We start from the raw sequence: 25193 nt of genomic DNA, 5'->3' as shown, positions 1-25193 counted from the left end.
TCGAGCTCGCCCAGCCTGCGTCGGTCGGTCATGGGGTCATCCTGCCCAGCCCGTCCACCCGGGCACGCTCCTCGTCGGTGAGGGCCCAGGACAGCACCTCGGCGTTGGCGGCGATCCGCTCCGGCGTGACGGACTTGGGGATGACGACGACGCCGTGGTCGAGGTGCCAGCGCAGCACGACCTGGGCCGGGGTGACCCCGTGCGCCCCGGCGACCTCGGCGAGCACCGGGTCGGCCAGGTCGGTGCTCTTGAAGGGGCTGTAGCCCTCCAGCATCACGCCCCGCTCGCGGTGCCCCTCGAGCACCCCGGGGTCGAACAGCGCCGGCGCCCAGCGCACCTGGTTGACCGCCGGGGTGACGCCGGTGGCCTCGGTGAGCTCGTCGAGCTGGGCCAGGGAGAAGTTGCTGACGCCGACGTCCCGGGCCTTGCCGGCGTCGCGCGCGGCGACGAACTCGCGCCACAGCGCGACGTCGTCACCCCCGGTGGACCAGTGCACGAGCCAGAGGTCGACGGCCTCGACGCCGAGGGCGGCCAGCGACGCGTCGAGGGTCGGGCCGGCGGACCCCGCGCGGTCCGGGGGCAGCTTGGTGGTCACGAAGACCTGGTCGCGGGGCACGCCCGACTCCGCCAGCGCGCGGCCGACCTCGGCCTCGTTGCGGTACATCGTCGCGGTGTCCAGGTGCCGGTAGCCGGCGTCGAGGGCGGCCCGGACGGCGTCGGTGCAGGCGCTGCCGGTGATCTGCCAGGTGCCGAACCCGAGCAGCGGCATCGCGCCGCCCCCGGGCAGCTGGGCGGTGGGCTGGTCCATGAGCGGTGACCTGCCCGCGACCGCGGGGGACGACACGTGGGAAGGTCGCAGGTGGCCGGAGGACCCCGGCCGCCCCGCTGCCCCTGCTGGAGGACCTCCCGTGCAGTACGCCGAGTCCGTCGTCGACCTCATCGGGAACACCCCGCTGGTCCGGCTGAACAGGGTCACCGCCCACCTGGGGCCCGACGCCCCGCTGGTGCTGGCCAAGGTCGAGTACGTCAACCCCGGCGGCTCGGTGAAGGACCGCATCGCCGTCCGGATGGTCGACGCGGCCGAGAAGTCGGGGGCGCTGCAGCCCGGCGGCACCATCGTCGAGCCCACCAGCGGCAACACCGGCGTCGGGCTGGCCATCGTGGCCCAGCAGCGCGGGTACAAGTGCATCTTCATCTGCCCGGACAAGGTCAGCGCGGACAAGATCAACGTGCTGCGGGCCTACGGCGCCGAGGTCGTGGTCTGCCCGACCGCGGTCGACCCGGCCGACCCCCGGTCCTACTACTCGGTGTCCGACCGGCTGGCCCGGGAGACGCCGGGCGGCTGGAAGCCCGACCAGTACTCCAACCCGGCCAACCCGCAGTCGCACTACGAGACCACCGGCCCGGAGATCTGGGCGCAGACCGACGGCCGGGTCACCCACTTCGTGACCGGCGCGGGCACCGGCGGCACCATCTCCGGCGTCGGGCGCTACCTCAAGGAGGCCTCCGGCGGGAAGGTGCAGGTCATCGGGGCCGACCCCGAGGGCTCGGTCTACTCGGGCGGCACCGGGCGGCCTTACCTGGTCGAGGGCGTCGGCGAGGACTTCTGGCCCTCGACCTACGACCAGGCGGTGGCCGACGAGATCGTCGCGGTCGGCGACGGCGACTCCTTCGCGATGACCCGCCGGCTGGCCCGCGAGGAGGGCCTGCTGGTCGGCGGCTCGTGCGGCATGGCCGTGGTCGCCGCGCTGCGGGTGGCCGAGCGGCTGACCCGCGACGACGTCCTGGTCGTGCTGCTCCCCGACAGCGGCCGCGGGTACCTCCGCAAGATCTTCGACGACGAGTGGATGGCCGACTACGGCTTCGTCGAGGCCGCCGACGGCGAGACCGTGGGCGAGCTGCTGCGCGCCAAGTCCGGGGACGGCGACGCCCTGCCCGCACTGGTGCACACCCACCCCACCGAGACCGTCCGCGAGGCAATCGACATCCTGCGCGAGTACGGCGTCAGCCAGATGCCGGTGGTCCGCGCCGAGCCGCCGGTGACCGCCGGCGAGGTGGTCGGGTCGGTCGCGGAGAAGGCGCTGCTGGACAAGCTGTTCTCCGGCGCCGCGTCGCTGTCGGACACCCTGGAGAAGCACATGAGCGCACCCCTGCCGATCATCGGCTCCGGCGAGGCGGTCTCGGCCGCGGTCGCCGCGCTGGGCGACGCCGACGCCCTGCTGGTGCACGAGGACGGCAAGCCCGCCGGCGTCGTGACCCGCCAGGACGTCCTCGGTCACCTCGCCGGCGTGCCGGCCGGGAACGCCGCGGGGGTGCAGGCGTGAGCGGCTTCAACACCCGGGCCATCCACGACGGCCAGGAGCCCGACCCCACCACCGGCGCCGTCGCCGTCCCGCTGCACCTGACCAGCACCTACAAGCAGGACGGCGTCGGCGGGCTGCGCAACGGCTACGAGTACAGCCGCAGCGCGAACCCGACCCGCACGGCGCTGCAGGAGGCGCTGGCGTCGCTGGAGCAGGGCGCCACCGGGTTGGCGTTCGCCTCCGGCCTGGCCGCCGAGGACGCGCTGCTGCGCACGGTGCTCGACCCGGGTGACCACCTGGTCATCCCGATCGACGCCTACGGCGGCACGTTCCGGCTGATCAGCAAGGTGCTGCAGCGGTGGGGGGTCGACCACACCCCGGTCGACCTGTCCGACCTCGACGCCGTGCGCGCGGCCTTCCGGCCCAGCACGAAGCTCGTCTGGTGCGAGACGCCGACCAACCCGCTGCTGGGCATCGCCGACGTCGCGGCGCTGGCGCAGCTCGTGCACGAGCACGGCGCGCTGCTCGCGGTGGACAACACCTTCGCCTCGCCCTACCTGCAGCAGCCGCTGACGCTGGGCGCCGACGTCGTCGTGCACTCCACCACCAAGTACCTGGGCGGGCACTCCGACGTCGTCGGCGGCGCCCTGGTGGCCGCCGACGCCGAGGTCGGCGAGCGGCTGGCGTTCCACCAGAACGCGATGGGCGCGGTCGCCGGGCCCTTCGACGCCTGGCTGGTGCTGCGCGGCATCAAGACCCTGGGCGTGCGGATGGACCGGCACCAGGCCAACGCGGCGAAGGTGGCCGCGTTCCTGGTGGAGCACCCGGCCGTGTCCACGGTGCTCTACCCCGGCCTGCCCACCCACCCCGGGCACGAGGTGGCGGCGAAGCAGATGTCGGGGTTCGGCGGAATGCTGTCCTTCCGGCTGCGCGCCGGCGAGGAGGCCGCGCTGGCGGTCTGCGAGCGGGCGCAGGTGTTCACCCTGGCCGAGTCGCTGGGCGGGGTGGAGTCCCTCGTCGAGCACCCGCACCGGATGACGCACGCCTCGGTCGCCGGCAGCGCCCTGGAGGTGCCCGCCGACCTGGTCCGCCTCTCCGTCGGCATCGAGGACGCCGAGGACCTCCTCGCCGACCTCGACCGGATGCTCGGGTAGGCGAGCCTTGACGGCGGTGAGATGGTTGAACGCATGACCATCGATCTCGCCGCCGTCGAGGCCACCCGTGAGCGGCTGCGTGCCGAGTACCTGCGCCCGGCCGGGGAGCGGCCGGCCTCGACCGCGCGCGGGCTGCACCACACCGCGCTGGTCAGCAGCGACGTCGAGCGCACCATCGCCTTCTACCAGGGCGTGCTCGGCTTCCCGCTGACCGAGCTCATCGACAACCGCGACTACCCGGGCAGCACGCACTTCTTCTTCGACATCGGCCACGAGAACCTGCTGGCCTTCTTCGACTTCCCGGGCCTTCCCGTCGGCCCCTACGCCGAGGTGCTGGGCGGGCTGCACCACATCGCGATCAGCGTCGAGCCGGCCCGCTGGGAGGCGCTGGTGGCGAAGCTGACCGAGGCCGGCGTGGAGCACGTGGTCCACTCCGGGGTGTCGGTCTACTTCCGCGACCCCGACGGCGCCCGCATCGAGCTCATCGCCGACCCGCTGGGCGAGATGTACGGGGAACACGTCCTCTGAACCGGAGGTTGGTCGCGCCGTGACCCAGGCACCCCGCCCCGGCCCGGCGCTGCGCGTCTCGGTCCCCACGCTGTCGCCGTCCTCGAGGCTCTACATGGGCACCGAGGCCGGCGGCTCGGCCCTGCTGCTGGTCGGCACGCTGGTGGCCCTGGCCTGGGCGAACTCGCCCTGGGCGGCGGGCTACGAGACGTTCTGGTCGACGACGGCGAGCCTGGGCGTCGGCGACGCGGTGCTGTCGATGGACCTGCGGCACTGGGTCAACGACGGCGCGATGGCCCTGTTCTTCCTGGTCGTAGGGCTGGAGATCACCCGCGAGGTGGCCACCGGCGAGCTGCGCGACCGGCGCACCGTCGCCGCCCCCGCCCTGGGCGCGCTGGGTGGCCTGGCGGTGCCCGCACTGGTCTACCTGGCCTTCAACCCCTCCGGCGAGGCGGCGTCGGGCTGGGGCATCGTGATGAGCACCGACACCGCGTTCGTGCTCGGCGTCCTCGCGCTCTTCGGCCCCCGCTGCCCCGACCGGCTGCGGTTGTTCCTGCTCACCCTGGCCATCGTCGACGACATCGGCGCGATCACCGTGATGGCGCTGTTCTACTCCGACGAGATCGTGCTGCCCGCGCTCGCCGTCGCGGGCGTCCTGGTGCTGGTCCTGCTGCTGCTGCGCTGGGCCGGGGTGTGGACGCTGACGCCCTACGTCCTCACCGGTGTCGCGCTCTGGCTGGCCGTGCACGAGTCCGGCGTGCACGCCACGCTGGCCGGCGTCCTGGTCGGGCTGCTGCTGCCGGCCCGTCCGCCCAGCCGCAAGGAGGTCGAGCGGACGGCGGCCTTCGGGCGCGCGCTGCGGGAGGACCCCGACGCCGCCAAGGCCCGCACCACCAAGCTCGCCGTCGCCTCCACCGTGCCGGCCAACGCGCGGCTGCAGGAGTCGCTGCACCGCTGGACGGCCTACCTCGTGGTCCCGGTCTTCGGCCTGGCCAACGCCGGGGTGGTGCTCGACGGCGAGACGCTGCGCGCGGCGGCGACCTCGCCGGTGACCCTCGGTGTCGCGGTCGCCCTGGTGGTCGGCAACGCGGTCGGCATCACGCTGGGCGCGTTGGTGGCCCTGCGCACCGGGTGGGGCGTGCTGCCCGGCGGGGTGCGCTGGTCGCACCTGATGGCCGGCGCGACCCTGGCCGGCATCGGCTTCACCATCTCGCTGTTCATCACCGACCTCGCCTTCGACGACGAGCTGCTGCGCGAGCAGGCCAAGATCGGGATCCTGCTGGGGTCACTGACCGCAGCGGTCCTCGGCACCGTCCTGCTGCGCACCCTCGGCGAGCGCTTCCCGCTGTGCTCGCCGGCGTCGGAGGAGCCCCCGTCGCTGCCGCCCCGCCCCTGGCTGGCCCCCCGGCTCTGAGGCGGCACCGATCGCCCGGCGCAGCGCCCGCAGGTCCGGCCGGCCGCTGAACAGCTGGCCGTCCAGGTAGACCGTCGGCGTGCCGGGCACCCCGAGGGCCACCCCGGTGGCGAAGTCGGCCTCCACCTTGTCCCCGTAGGGCTGCGCGGCCTCCCCCACCAGCCGGACCGTGTCCAGGCCGAGCTCCTCGCCGTAGCGGACCAGGTCGGCGTCGGCGAGGTGGTCCTGGCGGCGGAACAGCAGGTGGTGCATCTCCCAGTAGCGGCCCTGGTCCGCGGCGGCCTCGGCGGCGAGCGCCGCGGTCAGCGCGTAGGGGTGCACGTCGGGCAGCGGCCAGTTCCGGAAGACCAGCCGGACGCCGCCGCGGGACTCGTCGACCAGGGTCTGCAGCACCGGGGCGGCGGCCGCGCAGTAGGGGCACTGGAAGTCGCCGTACTCCAGGACGGTGACCGCGGCGGCGGGGTCGCCGTAGACGTGGTCGTCGGACCGGACGGCGAAGGGGTCGCTCACGCCCCCACCCAACCGGACCGGCGGCCCGCGGTGTTCCCCGGGCGGGACCCGCACACGACGAAGGCCCGGACTCCGAGGAGTCCGGGCCTTCGTGGTGGTAGCGGGGACAGGATTTGAACCTGTGACCTCTGGGTTATGAGCCCAGCGAGCTACCGAGCTGCTCCACCCCGCGTCGCAAGGAGAACACTACCCCGCGATCGGGACGACGTCGAACCGGCCCGGGGTGAGCACGCTCACCCCGCCCCCTCCACCCGCCGGGCGGGCTCGTCGCCGTCGGCGGTGGGCGCGGTCCGCGGCAGACGGGCCGAGTAGATCGAGTAGCCGTCCACGTACCGCGCCACCACGGTCGCGCCGGCCACGGCCAGGGCCACCGGGACGACGAGGGAGTCCGCGGTCCGGGTCAGCTCGACCACCAGGACCAGCGCCGACAGCGGCGCCTGGGTGGCGGCGGCCAGGAACGCCGCCGCCGCGACGAGGGCGTACCCGCCCGCGGGCCCGCCCGGCCAGGCCAGCTCCCACGCCGACCCCAGGACGACGCCGAGCACCGCCCCGGTGGCCAGCGTCGGGGTGAACAGCCCGCCGGTGGCGCCGCTGCCCAGGCACAGCGCCGTCACCAGTGGCTTGAGCGCGACGAGCACGAGGGCCAGCCCCAGCGGGACGGTGCCGAGGAACGCGCCCTCGGCGAGGTCCTGGCCGTTGCCCAGCAGCTGCGGGAAGGCCACCGCCACCCCGCCCAGGGCGGCGAAACCGACCAGCGGCCCGAGCGCGGCCCAGCGGCCCCGGACGCGGTGCTCGGACACCCACCCGACCAGCCGGGTCCAGGCGACGGCCAGCAGGCCGACCACCGGTCCGGCGACCAGGGCCCACACGACCTGGGTGGCGGTGACGGGGAAGGCGGGGACGTCGGCGTAGGTGGCCTGCACCGGCAGGTAGACCCAGGCGGCGACCGTGGCGACCGTGCTGCAGGCCAGCGCGGGCAGCACGACCGGCAGCGTGATCGACCCCAGCAGCACCTCGGCCGCGATCAGCGCGCCGCCGACCGGCACGTTGTAGACCGCGGCCATCCCCGCCCCCGCGCCGCACGCCACCAGCAGCCGCCGCTGCTCCGGCGGGGTCCCGGCCCACCGCGACAGCAGGCTGCCCGACACCGCGCCCATCAGCTTCGGCCCGGCCTCCCGGCCCAGGGACGCCCCCGCCCCCACGGCGACCATCGACAGCAGCGAGGACACCGAGCTGCGGCGGAAGGACAGCTCCCCCGTCCCGGTCCACACCGCGTCGTCGAGGTCGGCCGGGCGGCCGGCGGCGAACCGGCGCAGCAGGGCCCAGCCGACCCCGGTGACCAGCCCGGCCACGGCGAGCACCACCAGCCGGCGGGCCCACGAGGCCTCCTGCACGGCCGCGGCGAACCCGGCGACGGTGCCGCCGTACGCCAGGTGCACCACCGCGTCCAGCACGGCGGTCAGCGCGACCCCGAACAGCCCCCCGGCCACGCCCACCGCGACCACGAGGACCCAGAACCGGACGTCCAGCCGCAGCGGACCGTCCCCGGTGGCGTTGGGCTGCTCCATCGCGCCCCGCCCGGAGGCGATCCGCCGGCGCAGCAGCGGCTGCGGGTCGCGTCGCCGCTCCGAGGGGCGGCGGGGGTCGCGGTCGGCCGTCACGCAGCCAGTGTGACGACGACGAAGGCCCGGGCTCCGAGGAGCCCGGGCCTTCGTGGTGGTAGCGGGGACAGGATTTGAACCTGTGACCTCTGGGTTATGAGCCCAGCGAGCTACCGAGCTGCTCCACCCCGCGTCGGTGGGACCACCCTACCCCGGCCGGGGCGGGCGGTCCCACCGGGGGTCAGCCCGTCGGGCTGGCCGGTGCGCTGCTCGCCGAGGCCGACGACTGCGCGGCCTCGAACGCCGCCGACGCGTCCGCCAGGGCCTGCTGGGCGGCCCCGACCGCGGCGAAGTCGCCGGCCTGCTGGGCGGCCGCCAGGTCCTGCAGCGCCTGCTGGATCTGGGCGATCGCCTGCGCCGTCGCCGAGTCGACCACGGTGCCCGCGCCGCCGTCCGCCGGCGGGCTGGTGGTGGTCGGCGCCGACGTCGTCGGCGGGCTGGAGCCCCCACCGCCACCGGAGGTGCTGCCGCCGTCGGGGGCCGCGTCGCCGGTGCCGGCGCCGAACACCTGGTCCAGCCCCTGCGCGAGGGTGTCGCCGTACCCGATCCGGCCCTGGTAGTTGACGATCACCTTCTGCAGCAGCGGGAACCCGTTGTTGTCCTGGCTCTGCACGTACACCGGCTCGACGTAGAGCAGGCCGGCGTTGCCGATGGGCAGGGTCAGCAGGTTGCCGAACTGGACCGTGCTGCCCTGTCTCAGGATGTTCAGGTTCGAGGCCACCGTCTCGTTCGACGTCATGGCGTTCTGCACCTGGCTGGGTCCCTGGTAGGGCGTGTTGCCCGGCAGCCGCAGCACCTGCAGCTCGCCGTACGTCGCGGGGTCGGCCGAGGCGGAGATGAACGCCGACAGGTTCTCGCGGTTGAACGCGTTCAGCGCGCTGGTCAGCTGGAACGTCGCCCCGGAGTCACCGGGCCGCTGGCTGAGGATGTAGTACGGCGGCTGCGCCTGGTCGGTGTTGCGCGTCGGGTCGCTCGGGATCTGCCACCGGTCGTTCTGGTTGTAGAAGTCCCCGGCGTCGCTGACGTGGTAGCGGGTCAGCACGTCGCGCTGCAGCTTGAACAGGTCCTCCGGGTAGCGCACGTGGCTGACCAGGTCGTCGGACATGTCCGACCGCGGCTGGACGATGCCCGGGAAGGCCTTCATGTAGGTCTGCAGCACCGGGTCCTGGTCGTCCCAGGCGTAGAGGGTCACCGTGCCGTCGTAGGCGTCGACGGTGGCCTTCACCGAGTTGCGCACGTAGTTGAACGTCTCGTTCGGCAGCGCGGTCGTGCCGGTGCCGGTGAGGGCGTCCGTGGTCGCCTCGCCCAGCTCCATCTGCTCGGCGTAGGGGAAGGCGTCCGAGGTGGTGTAGCCGTCGAGGATCCAGGTCACCCGGCCGTCGACCACCGCGGGGTAGGGGTCGCCGTCCACGGTGAGGAACGGGGCGGCCTTCTCCACCCGGTCCAGCGGGTCGCGCACGTAGAGCACGCGGGAGTTGTCGTTCACCGCGCCGGAGAGGATGAAGTTCCGCTCGCGGTAGTAGATGGCGAAGGTCAGCTGCCGGAAGAAGCTGCCGATCGACACGCCGCCGGAGCCGTCGTAGGTCGAGTTGACCTGGCCCTCGTCGCCGCCGCCGGACTCGGGCCGGTCGAACTCCCGCGGGCCCTCGCCGTCGGCGGCACCGACCACCGAGTAGACGTCGGTGCCGTTGTCGTTGAGCAGCTCGCCGTAGTAGATGCGGGTCTGGTCGACCGGGATGTCACCGGTGGTCGGCAGGTCGCTGGCGCCGGTGAAGTTCGGCTGCCCGCCGTCGTTCTGCCCGGTGACCACCTGGTTGGCCGGCGCGGCCACGAAGCCGTTGCCGTGGGTGTAGACGGTGTGCCGGTTGATCCAGCTGCTCTGGTTGTCCGACAGGTTGGTCTGGTCCAGCTCGCGGACGGCGACCACGTAGTCCTGGGTGACCCCGTCGACGGTGTAGCGGTCGACGTCCAGCCGCTCCGGGAAGCCGTAGACGTTGCGGATCTGCTGCAGCGCGGTGAACGTCGGAGCCAGCACGTTCGGGTCCAGCAGCCGGATGTTCTCCACGGTCGGCGACCCGGAGAGCTCGGCGGCGGCCTGCGCGGCGTCGGCGTCGCTGGCCGAGTCCCCGGTCTGGTCCTGGGCGTAGTTGACGTAGTCGACGTCGGCGATGTCGTAGGCCTCGCGGGTCGCGTCGATCGCCCGGGCGATGTAGGGCGCCTCCCGCTCGTCGGGGGTCGGGCGGACGACGAACTGCTGCACGATCGCCGGGTAGGCGACCCCGATGACCAGCGAGGACAGCATCAGCAGCACCAGCGACGCGGCCGGCAGCGCGAAGTTGCGGACGACGATGTTGGCGAAGAACGCCACGGCGCAGATGACCGCGACGAAGACCAGGATCGTCTTGGCCGGCAGCAGGGCGTTGACGTCGGTGTAGCTGGCGCCGGTGAACACCCCGCCGCGGTCGGAGTAGACCGTGCCGTAGCGGTCCAGCCAGTAGGCGACCGCCTTGAGCGCCACGAAGACGCCCAGCAGCACCGACAGCTGCACCCGGGCCGCGCCGGAGAGCTTCTGGCCGGGGGTCTGCAGCCGCAGGCCGCCGAAGACGTAGTGGGTCAGCAGCGAGCCGATGAGCGCGAGGATCACGATCGCGAACCCGAAGCCCAGCGCCAGCCGGTAGAAGGGGTAGTCGAAGACGAAGAAGGAGTTGTCCAGCCCGAACTGCGGGTCGGTGGTGCCGAAATCGGTGGAGTTGCGGAACTGCAGCCACGTCTCCCAGCTGCCCTGCGCGGTGAACCCGGCGAAGAGGCCGAGCACGACGGCGACCGCGGTGAGGACCACGACGCGGCGGGGCTCGAGGGACTGGCGGTAGCGCTCGAGGTTCTGCTGCTCCAGGCTCATCGGCCGGAACGTGGGCCGGAAGCGGTAGGCCAGGTAGACCGACAGCGCGACCAGGCCGCCGGTGGCCACGCCGGCCACGGCGAACAGCAGCGCACGGGTCTGCAGCTCGGTCCAGAAGACCTCGGTGTAGCCGGTCTCGTCGAACCACAGGTAGTCGACGTAGACGTTGGTCAGGGTGCCGATGACGGTGAACAGCACCAGCAGGACGGCGATGACGCCGATGACCAGCTTGGCGCGCCGGGACAGGGTCGGCACCGGCACGGGTGGCCGCATGGTCACGGGCGGGCTCCTTCGTAGAAACGATCACGTCGTCCCGCTGCCGACGGGACCGGGTGCACAGCGTCCCGATCGGTGTCCGACAGCCGCCCGACAGGTGCGAGGGGCAACCTGGGCCGGGGACGACTGCTCAACTGCCGCGGGCGCCCCGGGGTTCCCGGTTGCCCGTCAAGCACACCACGTCCGCCTGGGTGCCCGGCGGCAAGGTCGGTCAGCGGTCGGTCGGCGGTCAGTCGCCGGCGGTGCAGGGGGCGGGGGTGCCGCCGTCGCGGAAGGTCTGCAGCGCGGTCAGCGCGTCCTCCAGCGAGGCCACCCGGGCCATCGGCAGACCCGGCTGGGCGTTGGCCAGCGCCTCCTGGCAGTTGTCCGCGGGCACCAGGAACAGCTGCGCGCCGATGTCGCGGGCGGCGATCATCTTCAGCGGGATGCCCCCGATGGGCCCGACGGTGCCGGCGGCGTCGATGGTGCCGGTGCCGGCGATGACCGCGCCCTCGGTCAGGTCGGTGTCCCCGACCAGGTCGATGATCCCCAGGGTCAGCATCAGCCCGGCCGAGGGGCCGCCGACGTCGTTGACCCGGATGGACACCGTGAACGGCGCGGACGGCGTCTGCAGCACCCCGATGCCGAGGAAGGAGCCGGGCCGGCTGTCGTTGGACGTCGTGGTGACCGTGGCCGTGCCCGGCTGGCCCAGCCGGGTGTAGTCCACGGCGACCTCGGTGCCGGCCGGGATGGCGGTGAGCGCCGCGTCCAGGGCGTCGGTGTCCGGCGTGGGCGTCCCGTCGACCGCCTCGATGGCGTCGCCGGTCTCCAACTGGCCGGCCGAGGGCGAGCCGTCGGCCACGGTCTGCACGACCACCTTCTCCGGGTAGCCCAGCTCGCCCAGCGCGGCGGCGTTGGCCGACTGCTCGGAGGTCAGGAAGGCCTGCCGGTTCTGCTGCTGGGTCTCCTCGACCGTCCGGTCGGGCGGGTAGACGGTGTCGCGCGGGACGACCGACACCTCGTCGGAGAACCACCCCTGCACCGCGCCGACCAGCGTCAGGGGCCGCTGCGGCACGCCCACGGTGGTCAGGTTGAGGTTGCCGCTGACGTCGTTGCGGTCGCGGCCGGCGACGCTGATGATCGGCTCGCCGTCGAGGTCGCCGAGGGTGTTGTAGGTGGGCCCGGGCACCTGCGCGACGTAGGGCACCGGCACCAGCGTGCCCACCAGGCCGAACCCCAGCAGCAGCACCACACCCGCCACCAGGACGGTCACACGACGGCTCACGGGGGCCGACAGTAGGTGACGGGCCCGCCCCGGGCCTGCGCATCGGTGCCGGTGCGGTGTTCGCCCAGAGCTTCCTGTGCGGCCCTCCCGGGGCGCCCGGCGCGGCTACCGTGGTGCCATGAGCGACCTCCCCTTCGGTTTCGGACCCGCCGACCGCGACCCGCAGCGGCGCGACGAGGGCGGCGGGGGCCAGGACCCGGCCGACCCGTTCGGCTTCGGCGCGCTGTTCGGCGGCGCCGGGGGCGGGTCGCCGGAGGACCTGCTGGGCAAGATGCCGCTGTTCGCCGAGCTGCAGAAGCTGATGACCTGGTCCGGCGGGCCGGTCAACTGGGACCTCGCCCGGCAGGGCGCGATCAGCCAGCTGGCCGCCGGGCACCAGCCCACCTCCGCCGCGGAGCAGGGCCAGGTCGCCGAGGCGCTCCGGCTGGCCGACCTGTGGCTGGACCAGGTCACCGAGCTGCCCTCGGGCATCGAGCGCACCGTCGCCTGGTCGCGGGTGGACTGGCTGGAGCAGACGCTGCCGGCCTGGGGTGCGCTGGTCGACCCGCTGGCCGAGCGGGTGGTCGCGGCCATGACCTCGGCCCTGCCGGCCGAGGCGGCCCAGATGGCCGGGCCGCTGTCGGGGGTCATGGGCCGCATGGGCGGCGTCATGTTCGGCGCCCAGGTCGGCCAGGCGCTGGGCAAGCTGGCCGACGAGGTCGTCACCAGCACCGACGTCGGGCTGCCGCTGGCCCCGGCGGGCACCGCGGCCCTGGTGCCGCAGAACGTCGACGCCTTCCGCGCCGGCCTGGACCGCCCGGCCGAGGAGGTCCGGCTCTTCCTCGCCCTCCGCGAGGCCGCCCACCACCGGCTGTTCGCCCACGTGCCGTGGCTGCGCCAGCAGCTCACCGATGCGGTGCACGCCTACGCCCGCGGCATCCACGTCGACGCCGACGCGATCCAGCGCGGCCTCGAGGACGCGATGGGTGGCATGGAGGGCGGCTTCGACCCGCAGGACCCCGACAAGCTGCAGCAGCTGCTGGGCAGCGGCGTGCTCGAGCCGGCCGAGACCCCCGAGCAGAAGGCGGCGCTGCGCCGGCTGGAGACCCTGCTGGCCCTCGTCGAGGGCTGGGTCGACGTCGTCGTCGCCGAGGCCGCCGGTGAGCGGCTGCCCGGCCACGGTGCGCTGGCCGAGACCATGCGCCGGCGGCGTGCCTCCGGCGGGCCCGCCGAGCAGACCTTCGCCACGCTGGTCGGGCTCGAGCTGCGCCCGCGCCGGCTGCGCGACGCGGCCGCGGTGTGGGGTGCGATGGCCGCCCAGCACGGCAGCGAGGCCCGCGACCGCCTCTGGTCGCACCCGGACCTGCTGCCCTCGGCCGACGACCTCGACGAGCCGCTGGACTTCGTCGGCCGGCAGGGCCGCCGGTCGGACTCCGACGACGAGTTCGACCGGCTGACCGCCGGCCTCGACCTCCCCGGCGACGACGGCACCACCGGCACCCCGGGGGACGACGCCGCCGGCGGGGACGGCCCGGAGGCCCCTCGGGAGGGCTGATCAGCCCGGCTGGGCCGCCTCGACGCCCTCGAGGTAGCCCAGCGCCCGCTCGGCCCGGGGGTAGCGTTCCACCAGCGCCCAGAAGGCCGCGTCGTGGGCGGGCTGCAGCAGGTGCGCGAGCTCGTGCACCAGCACGTAGTCCACGACGTAGTCGGGCATCGTGCGCAGCCGGCTGGACAGCCGGATCGTCCGGTCGGCGGGCGTGCACGACCCCCACCGGCGGTTCTGGTTGTCCACCCACCGCACGCTGGCCGGCAGGACGCCGTCCAGGTAGGCCTCCGACAGCGTCCGGGCCCGGACCATGAGCTCCTCGTCGCTGCCCAGCGTCCGCCGCCCACGGCGCTCGCGGGTCTCCAGCTTGGCCACCATGCGGTCGACCCAGGTGCGCTCCTCGGAGCGGCTGAAGGACGCCGGGATGAGCACCACCGTCCGGCCGTCCTGGCGGTAGGCGGTCACCGTGCGGCGGCGGCGGGCGCTGCGCCGGACCTCGACCGGGCCCTGGGCGCCGGCCGGTCGGGAGCTGGACGTGGACTGCACGCACGCACCGTAACGACCGCCGTCCGCTTCGCCCAGCCCGCCGACACCCGGTCGGGTGCAGGTGCACACCGTCGGTGGACACCGGCCGCCGTCCACACCCGATCGGGCCCTCGACGGGCGGCGCGGGCACCGGTGGGTCCCCTCCGTCCCCGCTCCGTGCACAGCGCCACGCCGAACGCTCAACACGTGCTCCACAGCTCTGTCCACAGGGTGTGGAGCGCGGGCCGAGGACGTCGTCCCCCGGTGCCACGCTCCGCCCGTGACCGACAGCGACCGGCCCCTGCTCCTCCCCGGCACCCCCGTGCTGCGGGTCGACCCCGCATCCGTGCAGGTCGGCGGCACCGACGGCGACCCGGGCGTGCAGGTCGGCCCGCTCCCGCCGGGTGCCGCCGACGCCGTGGCCGCCCTGGTCCGCGGCCTGGACGGCGGGCGCACCACCCGCGCGGTGCTGGCCGGCGCCGTCGCCGACGCGCTGGACCCGGTCGTGGTCGGCGAGCTGCTCACCGGGCTGCGCGCCGGCGGCCGCCTGGTCGACCTGTCCACCGCCGACCTGGTGGCCAGCTCCCCCAGCCCGGCCGCCCGGGCCCGGGACGCCGCCGACGTGGCCGCCGCGGTCGGCGCGGGCGGGGCCGGGGCGTGGGCCCGCCGCCGGGTGGCCGCGGTGGTGGTCGACGGCGCCAACCGGGTCGGCGTGCCGCTGGCCGCGCTGCTGGCCGCCAGCGGCGTCGGCCGGGTGCACGTGCGCGACCGGGGTGCCGCCGTCGCGGCCGACGCCGTCGTCGGGGGGCTGTCCGCGGCCGACGAGGGCCGGCCCCGCACGCTCGCCGCCGCCGACGCCGTCCGCCGCGCGGCCCCGGGCGTCGACCTGCGGCCGCTGCCGGCCGGCTCCGCGCCCGACCTGCTGGTGCTCACCCGGCCCTGGTCGGCGCTGGACCCGGTGCCGGTGCACGGCGAACGGGGCCCGCACCTGGTGGCCACCGTCCGCGGGCCGGTCGGGGTGGTCGGTCCGCTGGTCGTGCCCGGTCGCACCGCCTGCCTGCGGTGCGCCCAGCTGCACCGCACCGACGCCGACCCCGGCTGGCCGGCACTGGCCGGTCAGCTGCACGCCCCGGGCGACCCGGCCGGCGCCGGCGGGGCCGCGCTGTGCCTGGCCACCGCGCTCACCGCGCTCGGTCAGGTGCTCGCCCACCTCGACGGCTCGGCCGCACCTGCAGCGCTGGAGGCCACCCTGGAGCTGCGCGCCCCGGACCTGCTGCCCCGCCGGCGGGGATGGCCGCCGCACCCGGCGTGCGGTTGCCGCCCCGGCACCCGCCCACCGCCGGCGCCGGCCGGGCCGTCCCGGCGCGCGGGGCCGAGACCAGGGACACTGGAGGGGTGACGGACGACGGACGGGTGATCCCCCGCGGCAGCGTGTCGCGCACCGCCCGGCTCGCCTCGTTGCCGTTGGGCGCGGCCGGGCGGGCCACCATCGGGCTGGGCCGGCGGCTGTCGGGCCAGTCGGCCGAGCAGGTGTCGGCCGAGCTGCAGCAGCGCACGGCCGAGCAGCTGTTCGCGGTGCTGGGCCAGCTCAAGGGCGGGGCCATGAAGCTGGGCCAGACGCTGTCGGTGTTCGAGGCCGCGGTGCCCGAGGAGATGGCCGCCCCCTACCGCGAGGCGCTGGTCAAGCTGCAGGAGGAGGCCCCGCCGATGCCGGTCCGCACCGTGCACGCGGTGCTGGCCCAGCAGCTCGGCGGCACCTGGCGCACCCGGTTCGCCGACTTCGACGACACCCCCGCGGCCGCGGCCAGCATCGGCCAGGTGCACCGCGCCACCTGGCGCGACGGCCGCGACGTCGCGGTGAAGATCCAGTACCCGGGTGCCGGCGCGGCCCTGATGGCCGACCTCAACCAGCTGTCCCGCTTCGCCCGGATGTTCGCCGTGCTGTTCCCGGGCATGGACGTCAAGCCGCTGATCACCGAGCTGAAGGCGCGCGTAGCCGAGGAGCTCGACTACTCGATGGAGGCCGACTCCCAGCGCGCCTTCGCCGCGGCCTACGCCGGTGACGAGCAGATCGCCGTCCCCCGGATCGTGGCCAGCGCGCCCAAGGTCATCGTCTCGGAGTGGATGGAGGGCACCCCGCTCTCCAGGATCATCACCTCGGGCACCAGGGAGCAGCGCGACCGGGCCGGGCTGCTGATGTCCACGCTGCACTTCTCCGGGCCCCGCCGTGCCGGGCTCCTGCACGCCGACCCGCACCCGGGCAACTTCCGGCTGCTGCCCGACGGCCGGTTCGGCGTCATCGACTTCGGGGCCGTCGCCCGCCTCCCCGACGGCTACCCCGAGCCGATCGGCCGGCTGGTCCGGTGGGCGCTGGAGGGCCGGGCCGAGGACGTGCTGGCCGACCTGCGGGCCGAGGGCTTCGTCAGGCCGTCGGTGGAGGTCGACGCCCAGGCGGTCCTGGACTACCTGCTCCCGCTGCTGGAGCCGGTGGCGAGCGACCGGTTCCACTTCACCCGGGCCTGGATGCAGGAGCAGGCCACCCGCGTCGGCGACCCGCGCAGCGAGGCCAGCCGGCTGGGCCGGCAGCTGAACCTGCCGCCGGCGTACCTGCTCATCCACCGGGTGACCATCGGGTCGATCGGGGTGCTCTGCCAGCTCGACGCCGAGGCCGACTTCCGTTCGGTCATCGCCCGCTGGCTGCCCGGCTTCGCCGACTGATCCCTCCGGACCGGGGGGACCAGCCGGCGCAGCCGGGCTGCGGTGCCGCCGTCACCGGACGGCGGCGCTGGCGCGGGCGGCGCGACGGCTGGCGCGCTCGGCGCGCCGGGCCCAGCGCCGGGCGGCCAGCACCCGGCGGGCGCGGGCCGCGGCGTCGGCGTCGGCCATCAGGTCGGCCTGGCGGGCGCGCGCGAGGTACAGGTCGCCGGCGAGCCGCTCGTGGTGGAGGTCCATCTCTCCCCCTTCCCGGGGTGTGGTGGTGGTCGGTGGGTGGGTCATGCCGCGACCTTGCGCGGGCGGCCGCGGGGGCGCTTGCGGGCGATCACGACCCCGTGGTCGAAGATCTGCCCGCCCCAGACGCCCCAGGGCTCGCCGCGGTCCAGCGCCCCGGCCAGGCAGGAGGCCTGCAGCGGGCAGGACCCGCAGAACTCCTTGGCCTGCTCCAGCTGCGCCGGCGCCTCGGCGAACCACAGGTCCGGGTCCTGCACCCGGCAGGGCAACGCCGTCCGCTCCGCCCGCTCGAGCTCGGCGCGCGGGACGGACACCGGTCGCTCGATCGTGTGCTGCACGGTCGTACCTCTCTCCTCGTCGTGCTCCGGTCGGCGGAGGTCCCGCCGACCGGTCAGGTCGGTGGGATCGACGGCACGAAGAAGGCCGCGGATCCCGGTTGTCCGGGTTCCGCGGCCTCGAGAGGGACCGACCGAGCTGCCTAGCTCGGTGGGTCTCCCGGTGGCAGGTCACCCGGGGTGTCGCTGTTCAGCTGGACGGCGGTGCGGCCGCCGTAGGCCTTCTCGGCCATCCCGTCGACGCGGAGCCGGACGGCGGTGCCGGTCGGCAGACCGGTGGCGCCGAACGGGGCAGCGGGCAGACCGGTGCCGCGCACGACGACGACCCCGGTGCAGGACGGGGTCGTGGTGATGTCGATGCCGATCACGGGAACCCCTCCTTCCGGGGCCGAGCGGTGCAGCCGGTGGGCTGCTACCCGCGGTGGGTGCGTGCAGGTGAGGTTAGGGGACCCCGTCGGAGGCGGTCAACGCAATTAAGCGGAGGAGTCGGCGCCGACCGTCGCGAGCACGTCGGCGCCGTACATCTCCAGCTTCCGGGCGCCGATCCCGGGGAGTGCGGACAGCTCGGAGAGCGACCCCGGCCGGGTCTCGGCGATGGCCTGCAGCGTGGCGTCGTTGAGCACCACGTAGGCCGGCACGGACGCGGCCTCAGCGGTGGCCGAGCGCCAGGCCCGCAGCCGGTCGAACAGCTCCCCCGCGGCGCCGTCCAGGACCACCTCGGCGCGCCGCGCGGACGGCCTGCGCACCCGGGTGCCGGTGTCGGGGGCCAGGCCCTCGAGGAACCGGCTGCGGGAGCGCGGTCGCTTGCCGCCGGGCTGGCGGGACAGCGACCAGGACAGGGTCAGCTGCTCGCGGGCGCGGGTGACGGCCACGTACAGCAGCCGCCGCTCCTCCTCCACGGCGTCGGGCCGGGCCAGCGACTGCGCGATGGGGACGACGCCGTCGACCAGCCCGACGACGAAGACCGCGTCCCACTCCAGGCCCTTGGCGGCGTGCATCGAGGCCAGGGTCACGCCCTGCACGGTCGGGGCGTGCTGGGCGCCGGCGCGCTCGGCCAGGTGGCCGACGAACCCGGCGAGGGTCAGGTCGGGCCGCTCGGCGACCAGGTCGACGGCCAGGTCGACCAGTGCCGACAGGGACTGCCACCGGTCGCGGGCGGCCCCGCCCGGCGGGGGCCGGTGCTCGGCCCACCCGACGGAGGCCAGCACGTCGCGGACGGCGGTGACCAGCGGGGTGCCGTCGTCCCGGCCGGCGGCGGCCCCGCGCAGCAGCAGCACCGCCTCGCGGACCTCGGGCCGCTCGAAGAACCGCTCCCCGCCCTTGAGCACGTACGGGACGCCGACGTCGGTCAGCGCCGCCTCGTAGACCTGGGACTGCGCGTTGATCCGGAACAGCACGGCGATCTCGGCGGCGGGCACCCCGGCGTCGACCAGCGCCCGGCAGGCGGCGGCGACCGCGGCGGCCTCGGTGGGCTCGTCGGGGTGCTCGACGAACCGCGGCTCGGGCCCGGCGGCCCGCTGGCCGCGCAGCCGCAGCCCGGGCAGGCCGGCCCGGCGCGGCGCCATGCCGATGAGGCGGTTGGCCAGCCCGACGACCTCGGGGGTGGAGCGGTAGTCGCGCTCCAGCGCCACCACCTCGGCGTCGGGGTAGCGGTCGGGGAAGCCCAGCAGGTAGTCGGGGTCGGCGCCGGTGAAGGAGTAGATGGTCTGGTGCGGGTCGCCGACCACGCACAGCTCGGCCCGGCCGCCGAGCCACGCGTCGAGCAGCCGCTGCTGCAGCGGGTTGACGTCCTGGTACTCGTCGACGACGAAGTGCCGGTACTGCCCGCGCACCTCGGTGGCGACGTCGCGGTGCTCCTCGAGGGCGAACGCGGTGACCAGCAGCAGGTCCTCGAAGTCCAGCGTGCCGTCGCGCTGCTTGGCCTGCTCGTAGCTGGCGTACACCGCGGCGACCGCGGCCGGCTCGAAAGGCGTCTCGCGCCCGGCCGCCCGCGCCCGGGCGGGGTAGTCGTCGGGGGTGGCCAGGGTGGTCTTGGCCCACTCGATCTCCCCGGCCAGGTCGCGCAGGGAGGTGCGGTCGGTGGTCAGCCGGTGCCGGCTCGCGGCGCCCGCGACCACCCGCAGCTTGTTCTCCACCAGCTCGGGCATCGGGCCGCCCAGCACGCGGGGGGCGAAGTAGCGCAGCTGGCGCAGCGCCGCGGCATGGAAGGTGCGGGCCTGCACCCCGCCCACGCCGAGCCCGGACAGCCGCCCGCGCAGCTCCCCCGCCGCGCGGGCGGTGAAGGTGACCGCGAGGACCTGCTCGGGCACGTAGACGCCGGTGTGCACGCCGTAGGCGATCCGGTGGGTGATGGTGCGGGTCTTGCCGGTGCCCGCGCCGGCCAGGATGCAGACGGGCCCGCGCACCGCGGCCGCCGCCGTGCCCTGCTCGTCATCGAGCCCGGCGAGCACCGCCTCGGCCCCGGTCACCGCGCGCTCCCCTCCTGCCACGTCCCGAGTCTGGCAGCCGGGTACGACGGTCCGGGGAAGCATCCCCAGGGCGTCCGCGTTCTCCCCAGCACGAGCCGGGGACCCCGAGAGGCCCCCGGCACCCACGACAGGGAGGATCAACAGCATGACCGCCGCCACCGCGCCCGTCACGATTTACACCACCAGCTGGTGCGGGTACTGCGTGCGCCTCAAGAAGCTCATGCAGCGCGAGGGCATCGAGTGGGCCGAGGTCAACATCGAGCACGACGAGGCCGCCGCCCAGCTGGTCATGCAGGCCAACGGCGGCAACCAGACCGTGCCGACGCTGGTCTTCGCCGACGGCACCGCGCTGACCAACCCCAGCATCGAGCAGGTCAAGAGCCAGTTGTCGCGGTCCACCGGCGCGTGATCCCCCACCCGCGGTCGTCCTCGGGCCATGATCACCCGGACACCGGCCGTGGGGAGCGGGTGGGCGCGCGACCAGGTCGGTCGCGCGCACCGGAGGAGGACCCTGTGGACGAACGGGTGGCCGGCACCCCCGTGGGCGGGACCGCACCGCAGGACCTCGCGCCCGACGACGTCGTGCGGACGGCGGCGGGGGACCCCGCGTTCGTGGTCACCCGCACCGCCCGCGGCTGGGCGGTGCTGACCCCGGCGGGCACCGAGCGGGCCGGCGACCTCGTCGAGGCGATGGTGCTGGCCGACCTGGTCGCCGAGGACCTCGGCGCCTCCCCCGAACCCGGCCGCGACGTCCGCCGGGCCGCCCGCGGTGCCGCCGACAGCGAGCCCGGCACCGACCCCCGCGACGCCGAGCTCGCCGCGCTGCGCCGGACCGTCGGTCAGCTCGAGCACGCCCTGGCCACCCGGGTCTCCACCGAGCGGGCCATCGGTGTGCTGGCCGTGCGCGGCGGCACGACGCCGCGGCAGGCCTTCGAGCAGCTGCGCCGCGAGGCCCGTGCGTCCGGCCGGCCGGTGCACGACCTGGCCCGCGAGGTCCTGGACGGGCTGGTCGAGACCCCGGTGGTGCCCGCCCCGGCGCCGCCGCCGGTCCTCGAGCGGACCACCCGGCGCCGGGTGGAGCGCACCCGTCCCCGGCACGCCGTCCTCGTCGAGGGCGAGCGCTGAGCACCCCCGAACCTCTCTCCCCCGCCGCGCTGGCCGACCGCCTGGCCGGGCTGCTCGCCGCGACCGACCCCGAGCCCGGTGCCGCGGCGCTGCGGGTGGCCGTCGACGGGCCCGACGTCGCCGCGCCGGGACGGCTGGCCGCCGACGTGGCCGCGCTGCTGCCGGCACGGGGCCGCCGGGCCGCCGTCGTCCCCGCCGCGGGGTTCCTGCGGCCGGCGTCGGTGCGCCTGGAGCACGGCCGCACCGACCCCGACGCCCGCTACACGGACTGGCTGGACGTGTCCGCGCTCGGCCGCGAGGTGCTCGACCGGGTGGGCCCCGGTGGACCGGGCGACGTGCTGCCCGAGCTGTGGGACGTCGTCCGCGACCGGGCCACCCGTGCTGCGCGGGTGCCGGTGACCGGCGTGCTGCTGGTCCCCGGCGCCCTGCTGCAGGGCGTGGGCCTGGCCTTCGACGTCGTCGTCCACCTGCGGGTGTCCGCCGCGGCCCGCCGCCGGCGGACCCCCGCCGACCAGCAGTGGGAGCTGCCCGCGTTCGACCGCTACGACGACGAGGTCGACCCGGCCGGCCTGGCCGACGCGGTGGTGCTGGCCGACCACGCCGACCGGCCGGCGCTGGTCCTGCAGGGCCGCTACGCCTGAGGGCCCTCGGCCAGCCACCCGTCGATGATGTGCCGCGCGATGGAGACCGGCGGCGGCAGCGCGGCCGGGCCGGCGCCGCTGCGCAGCTCCTCGCGGGTGAACCAGCGCGCCTCCTCGATCTCGTCGTGGTCGACGTGCAGCTCGGTGCTCACCGCCCGGGCGGTGAACCCGAGCATCAGCGACTGCGGGAAGGGCCAGGGCTGGCTGCCGACGTAGCGGACGTCGGTGACCTCGACGCCCACCTCCTCGGCGACCTCCCGGGCGACCGCTGCCTCGGCGGACTCCCCCGGCTCGACGAACCCGGCCAGGATGGAGAACCGGCCGGGCGGCCAGACCGCCTGCCGGCCCAGGAGCACCCGGTCGCCGTCGTGCACGAGCATGATCACGGCGGGGTCGGTGCGCGGGAAGACCTCCTGGCCGGTGGTGGGGTCGCGCTGGGTCCAGCCCGCCTTCTCCACGACCGTGGCCGCACCGGTGTAGGGGCTGAACCGGTTGCGCTCGTGCCACTCCACGATGCCGGTGGCCTGGGCGAGCAGGCCGGCGTCCCGGTCACCGAGGTCGGACCCGACCTCGCGCAGCCCGGCCCAGGCGTCGACCGGCGTCCCGCCGATGCTCAGCGTGCGCTCGCCGCGCAGCGCGGCGTAGGCGACGTCGTCGGCGTGGCCCAGGTAGATGCCGCCGGCCGGGAACCCCGGCCGCTGGTCCCACAGCAGCTCGGGGCCCGCGGCGCCCTCGCGCACCGGCACCTGCCGCCGCTCGTCCATGACCAGCACCCGGACCGGGCGGCCGCGGGCGGGGTCGTCGAGGGAGCGGTCGAGGTGGCCGCGGTCGTGCCCGACCCGGGAGAGCACCGGGACGTCGTCGGTGGTCGCCGACGTGTGCTCGGGCCAGACCGCGACGTCGACCGGGAGCTCGTTCGGCGGCGGGACGTCCGCGGGGGTGCTGCCCCCGGGCGGGACGCTCACCGCTGCACCGGGCCCAGTGCCTCGAGCTGGCCGGCGACGCGCTCGGCGTCGCCGACGACCACGGTGGTCAGCCCGGCCGGGTGCAGCCAGCGGCGGGCGGCCGCGGTGACCTCGTCGAGGGTGACGGCGGCCAGCGCGGCCTGGTGCTCGGTGAGCCACTCGGCGGGCAGCCCGGACCCGATCAGCGCCGACAGCGTGCTGGCCAGCCCGGCGTGCGTGGCGGTGGCCAGCGCGGTCGTGCCCAGCAGGTAGCGCCGCGCGGCCTCGAGCTCGGCCTCGGTGACCGGCAGCAGCGCGATCCGGCCCAGCTCGTACTGCGTCTCCAGCAGGGCCGGCCCGGTGACCTCGGTGGCGACGTCGGCCTCGACCAGGAAGGACGACCCGGCCTGCAGGTGGTCCACCGAGCTGCGCGGGCTGTAGGTGTAGCCGCGGCGCTCGCGGATGTTCTCCACCAGCCGGGAGGAGAAGTAGCCGCCGTAGACCGTGCTGGCCAGCCGCACCGCGGGCAGCTGCGGGTCGCGGCGACCGGGTGCCGGGCCGCCGATGCGCAGGTTGGACTGCACGGCGCCGGGCCGGTCGACCAGCTGCAGCGGGCCGGGCGGGGTGACCGGCAGCGGCGGGGCGTCGACGGCGGCGCCGCTGCCGGTCCACCCGCCGAGGGCGGTGGCGACGGCGTCCAGCGCCGCGGCGGGGTCGACGTCCCCGACCAGCACCAGCGTGCTGCCGGCGGGCAGCACCCGCTCGCGGTGCAGCTTGCGCAGCGCCGCCGGGGTGGTCGCCTGCACCTGCGCAGGTTCGGGCAGCTGGACGGCGTAGGGGTGGGTGCCGTGGCGGCGGGTGGCCAGCGCGGTGCGGGCCACGACGCCGGGCTGGGAGCGGGCGATGGCGATGCGCTCGGCGACCCGGGCCTTCTCGGCCGCGACGGGGGCGGCCGGGTAGGTGGGCGCGGTGAGCAGCTCGGCGAGCACGCCGAGGACGGCGGGCAGGCCCGCGGGCAGCATCGTGGTGCCCAGCAGCAGCCGGTCGGGGTCGGCCGAGACCGACATCTCCGCGCCCTCCGCCTGCAGCAGCTGGGCGATCTGCACCTGGTCGTGGGACCGGGTGCCCAGCAGCACCGCGCCGGTGAGCACCGAGGTGCGCGCCACGTGGGCGGCCGCGGTGCGGGCCGACGCGGCGGCGAAGGGCACCCGCAGGCGGAGCTCGACCAGCGGGACGCCGGCGCGGGGCACGACGGCCACCCGCAGGCCGGAGTCCAGGGTGGTCAGGTGGACGTCGGGGACCGGCTGCGGGCGGGGGTCGCCCAGCGGCGGGACCAGGGAGAGGTCGAGGACGGGCGCGCTCATGCGGTGCCTCCGGCGGTGTGCAGCTCGAGGACGGCGGCGGTGTCGCGGGCCAGCCCGCGGGCGGCGTGCTGCACCTGCTCGGGGGTGACGGCGGCCAGCCGGGCGGCGAGCTCGCCGGCCAGCTCGGCGCGGCCGTGGACCAGCTCGGCGGAGGCGAAGCCCAGGGTGCGGCCGAGCACGGAGTCCGCGCCGCGCAGCAGCTGGGTGCTGGTGCGGGCCTGCACGCGGGTCAGCTCGTCGGCGCCGACGCCGTCCTGGGCGACCTTGTCGACCTCCTCGTGCACGGCGTCGAGCACCTGCTGGGGGGTGACGTCGGCGGGGTGGTGCACCTGGGTGGTGAGCAGCGTGGCGTCGCGGACGTCGAAGGGGTCGCCGAACAGCCCGACGTAGGAGGACTGGGCGACGGCGAGGTGGTCGCGGTGCACCAGCCGCAGCTCCAGCCGGGAGGCGTCGCCCTCGCTGAGCAGCTCCGACAGCAGGACGGTGCCGAGGTAGGTGTCCAGGTCGCCGACCGGGTCGGGCACCCGCCAGCCGATCGCCACCGCCGGGGCGGGGGCCAGGGCGTCGACGACCACGCCGTGCCGGGGGCCGGTGGGCGAGGGCTCGCCGGTGTAGGGCGTGGCCGGGGCGGGGCGGTGCGGGACGGCGTCGAAGTGCCGGCGGACCAGCCGCTCGGTCTGCGCGACGTCCAGGTCGCCGCCGATGCACAGCACGGCGTTGGCCGGTGCGTAGTAGCGGTCGAAGAAGTCCTGCGCGTCGTCAACGGTGGAGGACTCGAGGTCGACGAAGGAGCCGTACCCGTCGTGGGTGTTGGCGAAGGACCCGAAGGCGATCTGCGGCAGCTGCAGCCAGGGGAAGGCGCCGTAGGGCCGGTTCAGGACGTTGACCCGGATCTCCTCCTTGACCACGTCGATCTGGTTGCGGAGGTTCTCCTCGGTGATGGCCGGGGCGGCCATCCGGTCGGCCTCGAGGAACAGCGCGCGCTCCAGCGCCTCGGCCGGCAGCGCCTCGTAGTAGTTGGTGTAGTCCTGGTGGGTGGAGCCGTTGAAGCTGCCGCCGGCGGCCTGGACGAGGCGGGCGTGCTCCATCTTCGGCACGTGCGCCGACCCCTGGAACATGACGTGCTCGAACAGGTGCGCGAACCCGGTGCGGCCTTCGGGCTCGGAGCGCATGCCGACGTCGTAGAAGACGCTGACGGCGACCACCGGGACGCTGGTGTCGGGGGCGAGCACGACCCGCAGGCCGTTGTCGAGGGTGAACCTCTCCACCGGGTGCCGCAGGGTCAGTTCCGCAGGAGGAGAGCTCACCGCCCGAGCCTAGGCGCAGGTC

The 25193-nt window shown here is 75.3% G+C and carries 22 protein-coding genes, 2 tRNA genes and 1 pseudogene; 10 read left to right on the top strand and 15 right to left on the bottom strand.

All coding sequences use genetic code 11. The annotated features are described in order from the left end of the window. Positions 1-28 precede the first annotated feature (28 nt). Positions 29-808: an aldo/keto reductase gene (locus BM158_RS06560; protein ID WP_207506206.1), complete on the bottom strand. Its 780-nt coding sequence runs from the start codon at positions 806-808 to the stop codon at positions 29-31. 100 nt (positions 809-908) lie between these two features. Here BM158_RS06560 and BM158_RS06555 point away from each other — a divergent pair, with 100 nt between their 5' ends. The 4 genes and pseudogenes from BM158_RS06555 to nhaA form a co-directional block, all read left to right on the top strand. Next, the gene (locus BM158_RS06555; protein WP_091555664.1) at positions 909-2324 is read left to right on the top strand and encodes a cystathionine beta-synthase; all 1416 of its coding nucleotides are present in this window, start codon (positions 909-911) and stop codon (positions 2322-2324) included. Further along, complete coding sequence (locus tag BM158_RS06550) at positions 2321-3457, top strand: cystathionine gamma-synthase (protein WP_091555662.1); 1137 nt, start codon at positions 2321-2323, stop codon at positions 3455-3457. The genes BM158_RS06555 and BM158_RS06550 overlap by 4 nt, the downstream gene beginning before the upstream one ends. Positions 3458-3490: 33 nt before the next feature. Then, on the top strand, positions 3491-3985 hold the full coding sequence (locus BM158_RS06545) for a VOC family protein (protein WP_091555661.1): 495 nt from the start codon (positions 3491-3493) through the stop codon (positions 3983-3985). 94 nt (positions 3986-4079) lie between these two features. Continuing rightward, positions 4080-5225, top strand: a pseudogene (gene nhaA, locus BM158_RS06540) (Na+/H+ antiporter NhaA); the annotation flags it as partial. A 24-nt stretch (positions 5226-5249) separates the two neighbouring features. On the opposite strand, the gene BM158_RS22310 reads toward nhaA, so the two are convergent. The 6 genes from BM158_RS22310 to BM158_RS06510 all read right to left on the bottom strand — a co-directional run bounded on the left by BM158_RS22310 (position 5250) and on the right by BM158_RS06510 (position 11988). Beyond that, positions 5250-5888 (bottom strand): DsbA family protein, encoded by a 639-nt coding sequence (locus BM158_RS22310; protein WP_229827604.1) that lies wholly within the window; start codon positions 5886-5888, stop codon positions 5250-5252. Positions 5889-5983: 95 nt separating this feature from the next. Next, positions 5984-6060 (bottom strand) — tRNA-Met (locus BM158_RS06530). A gap of 61 nt (positions 6061-6121) precedes the next feature. Then, the gene (locus BM158_RS06525) at positions 6122-7549 is read right to left on the bottom strand and encodes a chloride channel protein (protein WP_091555655.1); all 1428 of its coding nucleotides are present in this window, start codon (positions 7547-7549) and stop codon (positions 6122-6124) included. 56 nt (positions 7550-7605) lie between these two features. Further along, a tRNA-Met gene (locus tag BM158_RS06520) sits at positions 7606-7682 on the bottom strand. 48 nt (positions 7683-7730) lie between these two features. Beyond that, positions 7731-10721 carry a UPF0182 family membrane protein gene (locus BM158_RS06515; RefSeq protein ID WP_229827662.1) on the bottom strand — a complete coding sequence of 997 codons (2991 nt, stop codon included), beginning with the start codon at positions 10719-10721 and terminating at the stop codon, positions 7731-7733. Positions 10722-10953: 232 nt separating this feature from the next. After that, entirely contained in the window at positions 10954-11988 is a 1035-nt protein-coding gene (locus BM158_RS06510; RefSeq protein WP_191328634.1) for a YlbL family protein, read from the bottom strand. A 118-nt stretch (positions 11989-12106) separates the two neighbouring features. Here BM158_RS06510 and BM158_RS06505 point away from each other — a divergent pair, with 118 nt between their 5' ends. Beyond that, positions 12107-13522 carry a zinc-dependent metalloprotease gene (locus BM158_RS06505; protein ID WP_091555650.1) on the top strand — a complete coding sequence of 472 codons (1416 nt, stop codon included), beginning with the start codon at positions 12107-12109 and terminating at the stop codon, positions 13520-13522. On the opposite strand, the gene BM158_RS06500 is transcribed toward BM158_RS06505, so the two are convergent. Continuing rightward, positions 13523-14059, bottom strand: coding sequence for a M48 metallopeptidase family protein (locus BM158_RS06500; protein WP_091555648.1), 537 nt, complete (start codon positions 14057-14059; stop codon positions 13523-13525). Between the two features lie 259 nt (positions 14060-14318). Here BM158_RS06500 and BM158_RS06495 point away from each other — a divergent pair, with 259 nt between their 5' ends. Together BM158_RS06495 and BM158_RS06490 are read left to right on the top strand one after the other, a co-directional pair. Further along, the gene (locus tag BM158_RS06495) at positions 14319-15437 is read left to right on the top strand and encodes a ThiF family adenylyltransferase (RefSeq protein ID WP_091555646.1); all 1119 of its coding nucleotides are present in this window, start codon (positions 14319-14321) and stop codon (positions 15435-15437) included. Then, the gene (locus BM158_RS06490; RefSeq protein ID WP_207506203.1) at positions 15434-16756 is read left to right on the top strand and encodes an ABC1 kinase family protein; all 1323 of its coding nucleotides are present in this window, start codon (positions 15434-15436) and stop codon (positions 16754-16756) included. The genes BM158_RS06495 and BM158_RS06490 overlap by 4 nt, the downstream gene beginning before the upstream one ends. A 51-nt stretch (positions 16757-16807) precedes the next feature. Here BM158_RS06490 and BM158_RS06485 read toward each other — a convergent pair whose 3' ends face one another. From BM158_RS06485 to BM158_RS06470, 4 genes are all read right to left on the bottom strand, one after another. Then, the gene (locus BM158_RS06485) at positions 16808-17035 is read right to left on the bottom strand and encodes a hypothetical protein (RefSeq protein WP_131801986.1); all 228 of its coding nucleotides are present in this window, start codon (positions 17033-17035) and stop codon (positions 16808-16810) included. Next, positions 17032-17301 (bottom strand): WhiB family transcriptional regulator, encoded by a 270-nt coding sequence (locus BM158_RS06480; RefSeq protein WP_191328636.1) that lies wholly within the window; start codon positions 17299-17301, stop codon positions 17032-17034. The genes BM158_RS06485 and BM158_RS06480 overlap by 4 nt, the downstream gene beginning before the upstream one ends. Positions 17302-17465: 164 nt before the next feature. Continuing rightward, positions 17466-17690: a hypothetical protein gene (locus tag BM158_RS06475; protein WP_091555641.1), complete on the bottom strand. Its 225-nt coding sequence runs from the start codon at positions 17688-17690 to the stop codon at positions 17466-17468. Between the two features lie 105 nt (positions 17691-17795). Beyond that, positions 17796-19811 (bottom strand): ATP-dependent helicase, encoded by a 2016-nt coding sequence (locus tag BM158_RS06470; RefSeq protein ID WP_229827605.1) that lies wholly within the window; start codon positions 19809-19811, stop codon positions 17796-17798. Between the two features lie 124 nt (positions 19812-19935). Between BM158_RS06470 and BM158_RS06465 the strand changes: the two genes are divergently transcribed. The 3 genes from BM158_RS06465 (at position 19936) to BM158_RS06455 (ending at position 21556) form a co-directional block, all read left to right on the top strand. Next, positions 19936-20199: a mycoredoxin gene (locus BM158_RS06465; RefSeq protein WP_091555636.1), complete on the top strand. Its 264-nt coding sequence runs from the start codon at positions 19936-19938 to the stop codon at positions 20197-20199. A 104-nt stretch (positions 20200-20303) separates the two neighbouring features. Beyond that, entirely contained in the window at positions 20304-20915 is a 612-nt protein-coding gene (locus BM158_RS06460) for an ANTAR domain-containing protein (RefSeq protein ID WP_229827606.1), read from the top strand. A 95-nt stretch (positions 20916-21010) separates the two neighbouring features. Then, on the top strand, positions 21011-21556 hold the full coding sequence (locus tag BM158_RS06455) for a nucleoside/nucleotide kinase family protein (protein ID WP_229827607.1): 546 nt from the start codon (positions 21011-21013) through the stop codon (positions 21554-21556). On the opposite strand, the gene nudC is transcribed toward BM158_RS06455, so the two are convergent. Genes nudC through BM158_RS06440 form a run of 3 tightly spaced genes read right to left on the bottom strand, consistent with a single transcriptional unit; the run spans position 21547 to position 25171 of the window. Continuing rightward, positions 21547-22521 (bottom strand): NAD(+) diphosphatase, encoded by a 975-nt coding sequence (nudC, locus tag BM158_RS06450; RefSeq protein WP_091555633.1) that lies wholly within the window; start codon positions 22519-22521, stop codon positions 21547-21549. The genes BM158_RS06455 and nudC overlap by 10 nt on opposite strands. Continuing rightward, a complete protein-coding gene (locus BM158_RS06445; protein WP_091555630.1) occupies positions 22518-23864 on the bottom strand; it encodes a M16 family metallopeptidase in 1347 nt (448 codons plus the stop codon). The genes nudC and BM158_RS06445 overlap by 4 nt, the downstream gene beginning before the upstream one ends. Next, entirely contained in the window at positions 23861-25171 is a 1311-nt protein-coding gene (locus BM158_RS06440) for a M16 family metallopeptidase (RefSeq protein ID WP_091555628.1), read from the bottom strand. Before BM158_RS06440 ends, BM158_RS06445 begins: the two co-directional genes overlap by 4 nt. Positions 25172-25193: the final 22 nt, after the last annotated feature.

The organism is Klenkia taihuensis (genome assembly GCF_900112525.1).
GTDB classification, from domain to species: Bacteria; Actinomycetota; Actinomycetes; order Mycobacteriales; family Geodermatophilaceae; genus Klenkia; species Klenkia taihuensis.
This window is presented reverse-complemented; position numbering and strand designations above follow the sequence as displayed.